The following is a 14458-nucleotide window of genomic DNA, read 5'->3' as shown; positions in this document are numbered from 1 at the left end:
TGAAAAAGCCTTACACAAAGGTAAGACTTTCTCAATATTCATTTAGACTCAAGCAAATTTATACTGACATTGTTCGATCTTAATGACGAATTAAATTCCGAAGCACATAATGCAAAATACCACCTGCTTTGAAATATTCGATTTCGTTTAAAGTATCAATTCGGCATAACACTTTAAATTGATCAACGCTTCCATCTTGACGTTTCACTTCAACATCCAAAGTCTGTAATGGTCGAATATCATCCGATAAACCTAAAATGGAAAGCTGCTCATGCCCCGTCAAATTTAAACTTTGACGATTTTGACCATCTATAAATTGAAGCGGCAACACGCCCATACCGACCAAATTCGAACGATGAATTCGCTCAAAGCTTTCAGCAATGACCGCTTTAATACCCAGTAGATTGGTCCCTTTTGCCGCCCAATCTCGTGAAGAGCCCGTACCATATTCCTTACCTGCCACAATCACCAATGGCGTCTGATCTTTTTGATACAGCATTGAGGCATCGTAGATCGATAACTTCTCGCCACTTGGAATGTAAATCGTGTTGCCCCCTTCTTCGCCACCCAACATTTCATTCTTAATACGAATATTGGCGAAAGTCCCACGCATCATCACTTCATGATTACCACGGCGTGAACCATAAGAGTTAAATTCTTCAGGTTGAACACCTTTTTCTTGCAAGTAACGTCCTGCTGGACTATTGGCCTTAATATTCCCTGCTGGTGAAATATGATCAGTGGTCACTGAATCACCCAGTACCGCCAAAATATTGGCATCAATAATTGGGCGAATAGGCTTTTCAGGTTGATCAATTTCATCAAAAAATGGTGGGTGACGAATATAGGTCGAATGCTCATCCCATTCATAAGTCTGACTTTGTGGAATTTGAATGGCTTGCCAAGTGGCATCACCATCAAACACCGATGCATATTCACGATTAAACATCGAGGTCTGAACACTCGTTAAAGCCTGCTGAATTTCTTCAGGACTTGGCCAAATATCACTTAAATAAACAGGATGTCCATGCGGATCCATACCTAAAGGCTCAGATGTAATATCGACTCGAATTGACCCGACTAAACCAAAAGCAATCACCAAAGGCGGTGAAGCCAGCCAGTTCGTTTTAACCAAGGGATGCACTCGACCTTCAAAGTTGCGGTTACCTGATAGCACCGATGCCACATTTAAATCATAGCTTTGAATGGCATCCTCCACAGGTTCTGGCAGTGGTCCTGAGTTACCAATACAGGTGGTACAACCATAACCGACGAGGTTATAACCCAATTCATCTAGATACGGCGTTAAACCTGCCTTCAGTAAATAATCGGTCACCACTTTAGAACCTGGCGCAAGTGAGCTTTTCACCCAAGGTTTACGCTTAAGTCCTTTTTCAACCGCCTTTTTCGCCAGCAAACCTGCGGCTAACATTACACTTGGATTCGACGTATTGGTACACGAGGTAATGGCTGAAATCACCACATCACCATGAACCAATGGATAGTGTTTTCCGTCAATTACACAATGCGGCTCGTTGTTTCGAATCGTAGATTGTTTTGAATCCACTGCCGCACCTGCACCACCTTCATTGATCAAACGCTCTTGCTCTGATTTTGCTGGTTTTAAATCAAGTTCTATCAAGGCTTGAAACGTTTTAGGTACATCTTCTAAGTTAACACGGTCTTGCGGGCGTTTCGGACCAGCCACACTCGCCACAACACTGTCCATATCTAGACTTAAAGTATCGGTAAAAACAGGTTCATCGCCTGCGTTTCGCCATAGACCTTGCTCTTTGCAATAGGCCTCAACCAATTCAATACGTTCTGGTTGTCGTCCAGTGAGCCTTAAATATCCCAAGGTAATGTCATCAACAGGGAAAAAGCCACAGGTTGCACCATATTCTGGTGCCATATTGGCAATGGTTGCCCGATCTGCAAGAGGTAAAGACGATAAACCATCGCCATAAAATTCGACAAATTTACCCACTACACCCTTCTGTCGAAGCATCTGGGTAATGGTGAGTACCAAATCTGTAGCAGTAATTCCTGGACGTAATGCACCTGTCAATTTAAAACCAATCACTTCAGGAATCAGCATCGAAATCGGCTGTCCCAGCATAGCCGCTTCAGCTTCAATGCCACCAACACCCCAACCTAGAACACCCAAGCCATTGATCATGGTTGTGTGCGAATCTGTACCAACTAAGGTATCTGGAAAAGCAAAAGTTTGACCATCACTTTCACCGAGCCAGACTGCTTGTGCTAAATATTCCAGATTGACCTGATGACAAATCCCTGTTCCAGGTGGAACGACACTAAAATTATCAAATGCCGACTGCCCCCATCGGAGGAATTGGTAACGCTCACCATTACGATGCATTTCAATTTCGACATTTTCACCAAATGCCTGAGAAGTCGCAAAATGATCAACCATCACCGAATGGTCAATCACAAGATCTACAGGTGATAAAGGATTAATCCTTTCAGGGTCCCCCCCTGCTTTGGCAACGGCTGCTCGCATTGCGGCTAAATCCACAACAGCTGGCACGCCCGTAAAATCCTGCATGAGCACGCGTGCAGGACGATACTGAATTTCTTGATCGGACCTTCTCGTCTTTTGCCATTCAACCAGGGCTTGAATATGATCAGTCTTAACAGTGAGATCATCTTCAAAACGCAGTAGGTTTTCCAATAACACCTTCAAAGATTTTGGCAATTTAGAAAGATCACCTAAGTGATTCTGAGCGTCTTTCAAACTAAATATTTGATAGCGGTTAGATGATGTCTGTAATGTTTTCAAACTGTTAAAACGATTGAGTTGACTGTACTGGGCCATAGGTAAATCCTCCGGCGTCATCAAATTATTATGAAGTGAGTCTTTAATTACTCTATGCTGAATTATTTTTTTGAATGTTATGAATTGGTTAATTTCTAACTTTATTTTTTATAGTACTCGATCATCGCCTTATGGAATGATCATATTCTTACTATTGGAGTAATCTCCACATGACCTATTGATTAAGCATTTAAATGTAAAGCATCCAAGGAGTTTTGCCAAAGTAGTTGTGCAAGTATGCATTGATCTTGATTTAAGCTCTGCGCCAGACCTTCTAACACATAGGGCAAATTCACAGGGGTATTACGCGTACGATGTTCATGTGAGGTTTGGCAACATAATGGTGTCATATCTGGACAATCAGTTTCCAAAACTAAATGTTCAGCCCCTACAGCTTGAACCACCGCATGCAACTTTTTTGCTTGAGGATTGGTGATTTGCCCAGTAATACCAATTTTAAAACCAAGCTTAATAAAAGCTCGCGCTTCTTCAACGCCTCCACTAAATGCATGTGCAATTCCACCCTGCTGAAAATGATGTTTTTTCAATAGCGCTAAAACGTCTGCATGCGATTTTCGAATATGTAATAAAATTGGACGCTGATAATGCGTAGCAAGTTCAATTTGAGCGGAAAAAAATTGTTTTTGCTTTTGTAAAAGTTCAGGTTGTTTATGTACTTTTAAAAAAGTATCTAAACCAATTTCACCTATGGCCACACAGTGCTCAGTTTTTAAAATCTGCTCAAGATCCGCTAAATGCTGCTCTTGATGTTGTTCAATATAAAACGGATGTAAGCCAGGGGCTAAATAACTTTGTGGTGCGTTGTGCAACGCATTTAAAACATGATGCGTGTCAATCAGCGTTTTAAAACGATCCTGTGTAAAACCAATTAAAATCAGTTTCTCTACGCCAACGGCTTTGGCTTGATACGCCAATGACTCTCGATCATGATCGAAGTCAGAAACATCAAAATGTGTATGCGTATCAAACAAAGCCAATTTAGACATGAACACGTCTTCTATTTTGAAGCCTGATGAGCAACTGGAGCAGATGCGCCTTGTTGAGTCAGCTGAACATCCTTCGGTAAATATTCAGATTTGATAATGCCATTTAACTGCTCATATGGAATAGTCAAACGTGGTAAACCCACAACGTAGGGACCAATTTCATATTCAGCATATTGAAGGATTAAGCCTTTTTTACCCAAATAATAATTATTACTTAAGCTAAACTTCCAAGCCTGTTCATATTCATCAATATTTTCTGCCAATTTGGCATCTTTAACCCAAGTTTTAAACTGGTCATGTGCCAAAGAGAACAGTTTTTGTTTTTGATTCGGTTGAATAATTTCATCCAATTGCACTTGTTTTTGATGTTTTAAATCAAAATTATAATAGGTCTGTGATGATGAACCATGTGCCCCACCCAAGTAACTACTGGTATTGAGCACCACTGTAGCCAACGGTTCTTGGGAGTTTAAAATCTTTGGACTAATACTTAAACTGATTTGCGAACTTGCACCTAAGTTTTTCAGCTCTTTATCCAATGCAATAAACTGATCGACATAAGGTTGAACTTGTAGTCCTAGAAGCTGCGCTGGAGTTAAATTTGCAACAGCATCGCTGGCCGTCTGTGATTGATCTGCCGATTGAGTGGCTTTATTGCTCATCTCTTTGGCTTTGGCTTGATCTGTAATTTCTAAAATTTGTTGCAAACGGCTCATGATGGCCTGATCAATCATATTGTCTAAAACAAATTGGTTGGTATGCAAACGATCGATTGAAAATTCAGGGCAACTGTTTCCACTACAGCCTGGTAGATTAAATGGTACAGCTTCTGGTGTGCCTTCCAAGGTTAAAACAGGTGCTTGGGCTTCCGAGCTACTTTGCGTATCGACAGTTGGATCTTTTTTTTCTTGATCAGATTTCGGTTGGCACGCACTGAGTACGAGTGCCAAAGCAAGCATTGAAATTGACCCTATTGTTTTGTTTTTTAACATCTCACACGCCTTGATCAGACTGTTAGTAGATTGATTTATCAAGACTAACGCTGTCCTTGATAATGCTCAACCCCTATTTGTATCGGATTAGAGCATTTCAGTTTCTTTGTATATCTACGCTTTCGTATAAATTACTTGAAATCGTCGTACTCCAAGCATCAAAACATTTTTTGATATACCTCAGGTTTTAAAATTTTTTGAGTTTGCGCTTTGGTTAAGTAGATATCGAGCTGCGTCCCTTTCTCGGTAATTTCACTGGCGCGGTAATGGATACCAAGACCTTCATTGTCAAAAAACCAATCGTTTTGTCCCCAATAGAGTTTTTTAGGTGCCTTTTTTTTCACTTCAGCACTTTGTTGAGATAACCATTGACTATAATGCTCCTGCACAATTCGATTCATCTCATTTTGTTGTTTGGGATTGATCACATCTAAAATGCTGACTTTTTTCTGTGTCTTACGATCAGCGACAAAAAAGTAACCTCGATCTTTAACAATCACTTCTTCTTGTTTGGAATTCACAATGATTTGCAAAAGCACATATTGATTGCGCTGTGCTGCAATGCGGGTCTGCATATGGAGTTCATAAGGTAAGTATTGCGTCAGTTTTTCTTGCCATAGATCAGACTTTCTCACATAAGCATCGATTGCTTGTTGTAAGGTCATCACTTGCTTCAAACCAATTTGATCTTGAATCACACGTGACTGACTGTCTGCAATCCACTGATTGACCCAACCTTCTTGTGTGTTTAAAGACTGAATATCAATTTCAATACAATTTTTCTTTTCACAAAAAGGTAAAGCATAGTTCGGTTTAATTTCTTTAATGTCTAAATAAGGCAGGATGTCTGCGCTTTCAGTTGGATGTGCGCTATTTTGATCAGTATCATTTTCGTGTAATGAGCAATAAGTTAACAAACTCACGCCACAAAAACTCAATATCGTTATAGCAAATGCGATCACTTTCATTTTGTGTTGTTGTAAGGTGCGCATCACATCTTTCACTTGAGTTTCCCCTAAAGCTAAAATTTCTATTCTGATCTAAAAACAGCTTCACGAGGAAGCTGTTTTTGATTTTTCTGATCGATAAAAATGAAAGTAAATATTAATGTTCACGTGTCGCACGGAAGACGATATCAGGATAACGTTCTTGCATAAGCTGTAAATTGACACGACTTGGAGCAAGATAAGTTAGGTGACCACCACCATCAACCGACAATTGATCATGCGCTTTTTTCTTAAATTCGTTGAATTTTTTCTCATCATCACATGATACCCAACGAACCGTATTAATACTTACAGGCTCATAAATACAATCGACTTTATATTCTTCTTTCAAACGATATGCCACAACTTCAAACTGAAGCACACCCACAGCACCAACAATCAAATCATTGCTGTTTTGTGGCATAAATACCTGAGTTGCACCTTCTTCAGAAAGCTCTTTAAGTCCTTTCTGTAGTTGTTTAGATTTTAAAGGATCTTTCAAGCGTACACGACGGAACATTTCAGGTGCAAAGTGAGGAATACCCGTAAATTGTAGCTTTTCACCTGAAGTGAAGGTATCGCCAATTTGAATCGTACCGTGGTTATGCAAACCAATGATGTCACCCGGCCATGCTTCTTCTAGATGTTGACGATCACCCGCCAAGAAAGTTAAGGCATCTGAAATACGTACATCTTTATCGATACGCACATGTTTCATTTTCAAACCTTTTTCATATTTACCTGAGCAAATACGCATGAAGGCAATACGGTCACGGTGTTTAGGATCCATATTGGCTTGAATTTTAAAGACAAAGCCAGTGAAACCTTCTTCAGTTGCATCCACTTTACGTGCTGCTGTTGGATGCGCTTTAGGTTCTGGTGCATATTGTGAGAAGGTATCAAGTACATGATCGACACCAAAGTTACCCAGTGCTGTACCGAACAATACAGGTGTTTGGCGACCCGCTAAAAATTCTTCACGATCCAGTGGCTCATTCGCCATTTGAACAAGTTCTAAAGATTCTTCAAAGGCAGCCCAAGCCAAATCACCCACCTTTTCACGCAGGTCAGCATGATCATAGCCATCACGTACTTCAATATCGGTAATGGTTGAACCAAAGCCAGCTTTGTAGACATAGAATTTCTCTTCAATCAGGTTAAAAACACCTGCAAAGTCTCGTCCTGTACCCAGTGGCCAAGTGATTGGAACACATTTAATTTTAAGAACGTTTTCAATTTCATCCAAAAGCTCTAAAGGCTCACGAATTTCACGGTCCATTTTGTTCACGAAAGAGATGATTGGTGTGTCACGCATACGACACACTTCCATCAGTTTAATGGTACGTTCCTCGACACCTTTTGCACCATCAATCACCATCAACGCTGAGTCTACAGCCGTTAATGTACGATAAGTATCTTCTGAGAAGTCTTCATGTCCCGGGGTATCGAGCAGGTTAATCATTTTGTCTTTGAACGGGAACTGCATGACTGAGGTGGTAATCGAAATTCCACGCTCTTTTTCCATTTCCATCCAGTCAGATGTTGCAGCACGATCAGACTTACGGCTTTTGACCATACCCGCAACCTGAATCGCTTGCCCCCATAACAACAGCTTTTCTGTCATTGTGGTTTTACCCGCATCGGGGTGGGAAATGATGGCAAAAGTACGTCTTTGAGCGACTTGGGCCGCTAACTCATCTTTAAAACTCATGGAAAATACCTACTGCAGAATCACAGTGCAAAGATCAAGTGCTGATCAAATTTAAAAATTGGCGGTATTGTAGCAGATCAAAGCAGAATGTGAATGAAGGGAATGACAAAGCACCAAAGCTAAATATGGATTGAAAGGCTGACGCTTGGTGCTCAATCAATGTAGTCCGTTAATCTTCGCTGTGATTCTCTTTAAACTTATGCGCTTGAAAATTGTAATTTTCGCTATTAAACGTCGATTCTAAACGATCCACAGGTAAAGGCATTCCGAGTAAATAGCCTTGTAACTGCTGACAACCTAAACGTTTAAGAATATCCGCTTGATTTTGAGTTTCTACCCCTTCAGCTGTCACAGTTAAACCAAGGCGGTTCGACAGTTGAATAATGCTTTGTAAAATAATTTCTTCTTTAGAACCAGGAGCAAGATTACGAATAAACTCACGATCGATTTTCAGTTCATCGACAGGTAAATCTTTCAAATATAAGAAACTCGAATGCCCTGTACCAAAATCATCAATCGCTAAGCGAATACCCAATTGACGTAACTTTTCGAAAGTACGGATACTGACATCAATATGATGCATTGCCGTAGATTCTGTAATCTCAATAATTAAACATTGTGGCTGTATTTGATATTTGTCGATCAAACTTTTTAAGGTTTCAATTAAATGCTTGTGTTCAAATTGAACAGCTGACAAATTCACTGCAATTGGACAAAAAGCTTTATTTTTATCTGACCAATCACGAATTTGCATACATGCTTGTTCTAAAGCCCAATATCCCATTTTGATAATCAAGCCAGTTTGCTCTGCACCTTCAATAAACATATTCGGTGCCAGCAATCCTAATGCCGGATGCTTCCAACGGATCAATGCTTCAACCCCACAGATTTCAAAATCAGTGGTAAATTTCGGTTGATAGAACAATACAAACTGTTGCTCTTCGACCGCTTTATACAAGTCATTAATCAGTTTTGATTTACTACGTGCATTTTCTTGTTGATCTAAAGAATAGTTAAATACACTAAAGGTATTCCGCCCTTGTTCTTTAGACATCATCATTGCTGCATCGGCATTGATCAATAAATCTTGTAAGTTATTGCCATGATCTGGGAAATACACCACGCCCAGACTGGCTGATATATTAATCTCTTTGGATTCGATCATGAATGATTCTTGAATCTTACTTAAAATTAAATCTGCCACACTGTCCAAATGTTCTGGAGAAAAATTCTCTAAAATCAGTAAAAATTCATCTCCACCAATTCGAACCAATTTTTGATCAAGCTCCAAGGTCGCATAGAGTCTTTGAGCCAGTTGCACCAAAAGCTCATCGCCTAATTGATGCCCAAAAGCATCATTTACTGCCTTAAAACGATCTAAATCAATATAGATAAAGGCAATTTTATTATTCTTCGATGTATGTTCTTTAAACAGTGAATTTGTATAATCAAGCAAAAATAATCGATTTGGCAATTTGGTCAGATTGTCTTGTAAAGCAAGCGTTTCAAGTTCTTTATTTGCTCGAAGTAACTGTAAATTTTGCTCTTCCAATCTGAGTTCTAAAATCGCGACAGAAAAAACAGCAAGCAACACCAAACAAGCAATAAACACCAAGATGAATAATTCTAAATTTTCACTATGTTTATATGCTTCCCATGACACCAAATGACTTTCTATATGTTGAAAGGTTGCAGCTGCCATGCCTGTATAATGCATTCCCACAATACTCAGGGCGATCATACAAGAGACAATCACCCTAAAAATGGGTTTGCTATAGGCATTTTGTTTGAACTTAAAAATGAGCCAAAATGATAAACCTGAACCTGCAACTGCTATCACAACAGATAAAATGACTAGAATTAAATTATATTCGACCAGATGATGCGGTAAAACGATTCCCATCATGCCCGTATAATGCATTCCAGCAATACCAATCCCCATTAAAATTGAACCACTAATCAATCGAGTAATCGGAAAACTTGCACGCGTGGTTAACCAAATCACAAAGGTAGAAGAAATGGCAGCAATCACATAGGATATAAAGGTCAGGCTTGTATTAAAGCTATAACCTTGCGGTAAATGACAAGCAAGCATCGCTATAAAATGCATTGCCCAAATAGAAAAACCCAGAACTAAACCGCTAATGCCCAGAATTATTTTTTTGTATGTTGAACTCTTAATATTGCTAATGAGTTGTTCTAATGAAATGGCTACATAGCAGGTTACCACTGCAACAAGTGCAGAACCCAAGACCCATGCATTATCATAACTCATATGAATCATACAAAAATTATTCCAATTCTAAACTCATTTTTATTTTACTAGACCCCAAAAACCTTATATAAATACGTAATAAGATTCATCTTTTTTAGTGCACATATGATGCCTACAACAATATCACCATATCATTGAAGGTCAAGTTATTTTCAGCACTATATGCAAAAATGGCGTATCGAAATACACCATTTTGCACATCAATTGAGCAATAACTTTAATTCTTTTTTAAATTTGAGAAATCCAGCAAAATATTGGCCGCTTCAGTGACAAAAGTCTGCTCTTCATCCAAAGGTGGTCGTTGAGTCGCTTTCATCTTCGCGCGAGCTTCGTTTAAAGCATCGATGGATGCTTGATAACTTTCCCAATTCGCATAAGGTTTTTTGCCTGTTTCTTGGCGACGTTTATTCTCAGCCGTCAATGTTTTCTGCTCTAATGCGATAAGTTCTGCTTTACGCTGATCAATATCTAAGACCACTTTTTTCTGATCTTTGGTGACTTGCGCGATTTCTTTACGTGTTTGAAGGTATTTAAATTGAGAGTCCGCCTCAACACGTTGTTTTGATTTTGTTTGCAATGCATCGAGATAAGGCTGAATCTCACCTTCACGTTTAAACGGTGCTGTTGGAATAGTATCCCAAACCAAGGCATTTTTCGCTTTACGCTCACCAAACTCTTCATCGTAAATATCGACCAGCTTGATGTCAGGAATCACACCTTTATTTTGTGTACTTCCACCCGTGATTCGATAAAACTTACGTTGCGTTAATGTCGCTTGACCATAAGCTAAATTGTCCAGTTGAACTTGCGCTGTTCCTTTACCTGTCGTGGTACTTCCAATCACGATACCGCGGCCATAATCCTGAATCGCTGCTGAGTAAATCTCACTTGCTGAAGCAGAAGCCAGATTAATCAGTACAGCCAATGGACCTGCATAAGTTTGTGCGCCACCGTCATTGTCTTCAAATACACTGACATTGCCATTACCATCACGAATTTGAACCACTGGTCCTGATTTCACCACCTGACCAATCATTTTCGAGACCTCTTCTAATGACCCACCTGGGTTATTTCGAAGATCAATGATAATGCCTTCTACATTTTTCTGCGCCAACGATTTCAATGCATTATTGGTGTCTTCAGATACAGAACGATATTCCGTTCCTGCACGACGTGCACGATAGTTCAAATAGAATGATGGAATTTCAACGACACCAAAGACATGTTTTTTACCTTCACGAGTCACTTCTACAGTACGTGTTCGCACACCGGCATCTTCTTCTTGAATAACATCACGAACAATCATTACATTACGTGCTTGGCTCATTGAAGCACCCGGTCCGAGCAACTTCACTGTAACTTTGGTGCCACGCTTACCACGAATTAATCCTACGATTTCACCGCTTGGCCAACCAATGACATCGACCATCTTTTCGCCATCTTGAGCAACCCCAATAATACGGTCACCAGATTTCACTTGACCTGTTTTACTTGCAGGTCCGCCATCTACAATGGTTTCAATTTTGGTGTAATCTTCATTACCACGTTCTGGACGAATGGAAACCCCAATGCCTTCCAACTGTAATGTGGTTTGACGGTTTAATTCCATTGCATCCACAGGTGGGAAATAATTACTGTGTGGATCATAGGTCGCAAGCATAGCATTGAGTGTTTTTTCTAACACATCATCACTTTTAATACGTGAAATACGCTCAAGCTGACGGGTATAACGTTTGGTCAAAGTCTGAACAGGAGTCAAATCTTCACCCGCAGCCAAATCCTGACCATCCGCTAAAGTCGGATCATCCTTTAAGGCTTTTTGTTTGGCTAAATCTTCTTCTTTCGAAATTGTAAGATTGATCAATTGAGAAACCAGCATTTTTCTCCACTGTGCTTGTTGCTCAGCTTGGGTTTTGAAAAATGGCGCTTTTTCACGATCAGTTTCGATATAGGTATTCGGTTGTTTTAAGCTTTGTGGTTTTTTCAACTCAGCTAACATAAATTCATAGAACGCTTTTAAACGCACACGATATTGTTCATGAATTAAATACGGCCCACTCAAATCCCCTGCTTTAAGTGCCGCACCAAAGTTTGAACCATATTTTTGCTTATATTGCTCGACTTCATTTGCCAAGAAAAGACTATGATCAGGATCTAAACTATCTAAATACATATCTAAAACACGATTTGATGTATTGGCATCTAAACGCATATTTAAATAATGTTGACGATCGACCAGCGTTGCCAATTGACGAGAAACCAAGGCTTGCTCTTGCGTAGGCTGAAGCTTTTGTGCAACAGCAGTTACCGGCTCATTGGCTGCAATCGCTTCGTTCATGACATGAGAGAAAAATAAACCACCCGTTGCAACGGCAACTGCACACGCTAATGTTTGTAGTTTCATAAATAATATGTCTTTCCTTGGTTTAACCAATTTAATGCTGCTTTTTGAGATGAATGCTTCATATTCAAAATCTTAAACAACTTTTTATGTTTATGTCGTGTAGTTTTATCATAATCTGTACTGACAAAATGTAGCAAATCATTGCAGAATTCGGGTATTGTTTTCTCTTTAAAAAACACAACCACGGACTCCATTATGATTGGCGCATTGATGCTTGATGTTGCAGGCACAGAACTTAATCAAGAAGATATTGAACTATTACAATCTCCGCAAGTCGGTGGAGTCATTTTATTTTCAAGAAATATCATTTCCCCAGCCCAAGTTCGTGCGCTTACCGATCATATGCGTCAAATACGCCCCGACATATTAATTGCGGTTGATCAAGAAGGTGGTCGAGTACAACGCCTGAAAAATGGCTTTACTTTACTGCCTGCTATGGGTCGCTTTGGAGAACTTTATACCTCAGAACCCGAACGTGCAATCGATCTGGCAGAAAAATGTGGTTGGCTGATGGCAACTGAAGTTTTAGCAGTCGGAATCGACTTTAGCTTTGCGCCTGTTCTTGATATCAATGACATTAGTGATGTGATTGGTGATCGTGCTTTTGCCCAAAATGTATCTGACATTATTCCATTAGCAAGTGCATTTATGCGTGGTATGAAACGTGCAGGCATGGCAAATACAGGCAAACATTTCCCTGGTCATGGTTCTGTTAAAGCAGATTCGCATGTAGCTGCTGCTATTGATACACGCAGTTATGAAGAGATTGAACAAAATGACATGCAAAGCTTTATTGAATTGCAACCACAGCTCGATGCACTCATGCCTGCACATGTGATTTATGAAAATGTCGATCCAAACCCAGCAGGTTTTTCACCGTTTTGGATTCAAAAGATTTTACGAGAAAAACTCAAGTTCGATGGCGTACTGTTCTCTGATGATTTAACCATGCAAGCTGCTTGTGTTGCAGGTGGTGCTGATACACGTATTCAAGCGGCATTAGATGCGGGCTGTGATATGGGCTTAGTGTGTAATAACCGTGAATCCGCATGTACCGCATTAAAGGGTATTCAAGATTACCCATTACCAAATAAAGCACGTTTGGAGCGTATGCGTGGAAAAATTCCAAATATTACTGTAGGTGAGCAACTCGATTTAGGCGAAGAATGGCAATCTGTCAAAAAGATCATTGAAGATTTTAAAAATACCCTTTAAAACTAAGGAGGAACATTGCAATGTTCCTCCTTCTTTTTCTGATGGTAAATTTTAAATCGACATTTCCATCATGACCTAAAATAAACAATAAAAACTTCACAGGACCGTGCATGTCAAAATCACATTTATCCAAACATCGTCATATTTCCTTTACCGCACACTATACTGGCTATATTTGGTATCAAATGGGTATTTCACACCCTGCTTTTGCAACCAAACAAGGAAGATCATTGGCCATGTTGATCAATCCTGTTGAAAGTCTGGCTGAAAAATATGTGGGTGGCAGTATGCGCACCACCCTAAAAGCACGCCATACTTTACTCGATGACCAATTAAAAGCGTTAATTGAGCGCTATCCCGATTTACAAGTATTAGAAATTGCCGCTGGACTGTCACCACGAGGTTGGTGGTTTAGAGAACACTATCCTGCAATTGAGTATCGTGAGCTTGATTTGCCCGACATGGCCGCAACCAAACAAGCTGCATTAAAACAAATTGATACCAATCAGCCTGATGTACTTTCCGCAGATCTATTTACGGAAGATTTTCAAAATGCGTTTCATGTTTTTGATCAAAATCGTCCATTGGTTGTGATCAGTGAAGGGTTTATTAACTATTTCGACTTAGCGCTTTTAAAACAACTGTTACAATCCATTGTCAAATATGGCGAGCCGTTTCAGGCATTACATTATTTAACCGATATCTATCCAGAACCGGTCAAAAACAAACTGGCTAAAGTAATTTGGTCGAGCAGCAAATTATTAAAACTGATGTCGAGAAGTGCTTTTACTTTTCATTTTCAAAGTCCCAAGGAAGTGCAAACATTCTTTTTAGACGCAGGGTTCGATCAAGTCAAAGTCTTACAACCACAACAATACTTGAACCAATATCCAAGTCATGACGAGATTGGTCCAAATCACCATGAACATTTAGGCGATTTGGTTTGGGTGATTCATGCTGAGCTGCTGGATTAACGGTTTAGAACATCCTCTAGCATTTTTAAATATAGAGTGGCTAATGATCTGGTGACCT

Annotated in this window: 9 protein-coding genes; 2 read left to right on the top strand and 7 right to left on the bottom strand. The window is 39.7% G+C overall.

The genetic code is table 11. From position 1 onward, the window contains the following. Positions 1–79 precede the first annotated feature (79 nt). From acnA to G8E00_RS02905, 7 genes are all read right to left on the bottom strand, one after another. Positions 80–2836, bottom strand: a complete 2757-nt coding sequence (gene acnA / locus G8E00_RS02935) for an aconitate hydratase AcnA (RefSeq protein WP_166221861.1) — start codon at positions 2834–2836, stop codon at positions 80–82. 182 nt (positions 2837–3018) lie between these two features. Next, positions 3019–3843, bottom strand: coding sequence for a TatD family hydrolase (locus G8E00_RS02930; RefSeq protein WP_166221859.1), 825 nt, complete (start codon positions 3841–3843; stop codon positions 3019–3021). An 11-nt stretch (positions 3844–3854) separates the two neighbouring features. Then, positions 3855–4835 carry an RsiV family protein gene (locus tag G8E00_RS02925; protein ID WP_166221857.1) on the bottom strand — a complete coding sequence of 327 codons (981 nt, stop codon included), beginning with the start codon at positions 4833–4835 and terminating at the stop codon, positions 3855–3857. Positions 4836–4993: 158 nt separating this feature from the next. Further along, positions 4994–5803, bottom strand: coding sequence for a hypothetical protein (locus G8E00_RS02920; protein WP_406741460.1), 810 nt, complete (start codon positions 5801–5803; stop codon positions 4994–4996). 136 nt (positions 5804–5939) lie between these two features. Next, a complete protein-coding gene (locus G8E00_RS02915; RefSeq protein WP_166008482.1) occupies positions 5940–7532 on the bottom strand; it encodes a peptide chain release factor 3 in 1593 nt (530 codons plus the stop codon). Between the two features lie 169 nt (positions 7533–7701). Further along, a complete protein-coding gene (locus G8E00_RS02910; RefSeq protein ID WP_166008483.1) occupies positions 7702–9816 on the bottom strand; it encodes an EAL domain-containing protein in 2115 nt (704 codons plus the stop codon). Between the two features lie 208 nt (positions 9817–10024). Further along, positions 10025–12211 (bottom strand): carboxy terminal-processing peptidase, encoded by a 2187-nt coding sequence (locus G8E00_RS02905; protein WP_166221855.1) that lies wholly within the window; start codon positions 12209–12211, stop codon positions 10025–10027. 195 nt (positions 12212–12406) lie between these two features. On the opposite strand from G8E00_RS02905, the gene nagZ reads away from it, so the two are divergent. Continuing rightward, complete coding sequence (gene nagZ, locus G8E00_RS02900) at positions 12407–13426, top strand: beta-N-acetylhexosaminidase (protein WP_166221852.1); 1020 nt, start codon at positions 12407–12409, stop codon at positions 13424–13426. 110 nt (positions 13427–13536) lie between these two features. Beyond that, positions 13537–14400: a class I SAM-dependent methyltransferase gene (locus tag G8E00_RS02895; protein ID WP_166221850.1), complete on the top strand. Its 864-nt coding sequence runs from the start codon at positions 13537–13539 to the stop codon at positions 14398–14400. The last annotated feature ends 58 nt before the right edge of the window (positions 14401–14458 follow it).

Origin of the sequence: Acinetobacter shaoyimingii (assembly GCF_011578045.1) — a bacterium.
Classification (GTDB): Bacteria; Pseudomonadota; Gammaproteobacteria; order Pseudomonadales; family Moraxellaceae; genus Acinetobacter; species Acinetobacter shaoyimingii.
Note: the sequence above shows the minus strand (reverse complement) of the source record. Positions and strands in the feature narration are given on the sequence as shown.

Coding starts and splice junctions, on each gene's coding strand:
- G8E00_RS02915 (WP_166008482.1), bottom strand. CDS start 7,532: ATGAGTTTTAAAGATGAGTTAGCGGCCCAAGTCGCTCAAAGACGTACT.
- acnA (WP_166221861.1), bottom strand. CDS start 2,836: ATGGCCCAGTACAGTCAACTCAATCGTTTTAACAGTTTGAAAACATTA.
- G8E00_RS02920 (WP_406741460.1), bottom strand. CDS start 5,803: ATGAAAGTGATCGCATTTGCTATAACGATATTGAGTTTTTGTGGCGTG.
- G8E00_RS02925 (WP_166221857.1), bottom strand. CDS start 4,835: ATGTTAAAAAACAAAACAATAGGGTCAATTTCAATGCTTGCTTTGGCA.
- nagZ (WP_166221852.1), top strand. CDS start 12,407: ATGATTGGCGCATTGATGCTTGATGTTGCAGGCACAGAACTTAATCAA.
- G8E00_RS02930 (WP_166221859.1), bottom strand. CDS start 3,843: ATGTCTAAATTGGCTTTGTTTGATACGCATACACATTTTGATGTTTCT.
- G8E00_RS02910 (WP_166008483.1), bottom strand. CDS start 9,816: ATGATTCATATGAGTTATGATAATGCATGGGTCTTGGGTTCTGCACTT.
- G8E00_RS02905 (WP_166221855.1), bottom strand. CDS start 12,211: ATGAAACTACAAACATTAGCGTGTGCAGTTGCCGTTGCAACGGGTGGT.
- G8E00_RS02895 (WP_166221850.1), top strand. CDS start 13,537: ATGTCAAAATCACATTTATCCAAACATCGTCATATTTCCTTTACCGCA.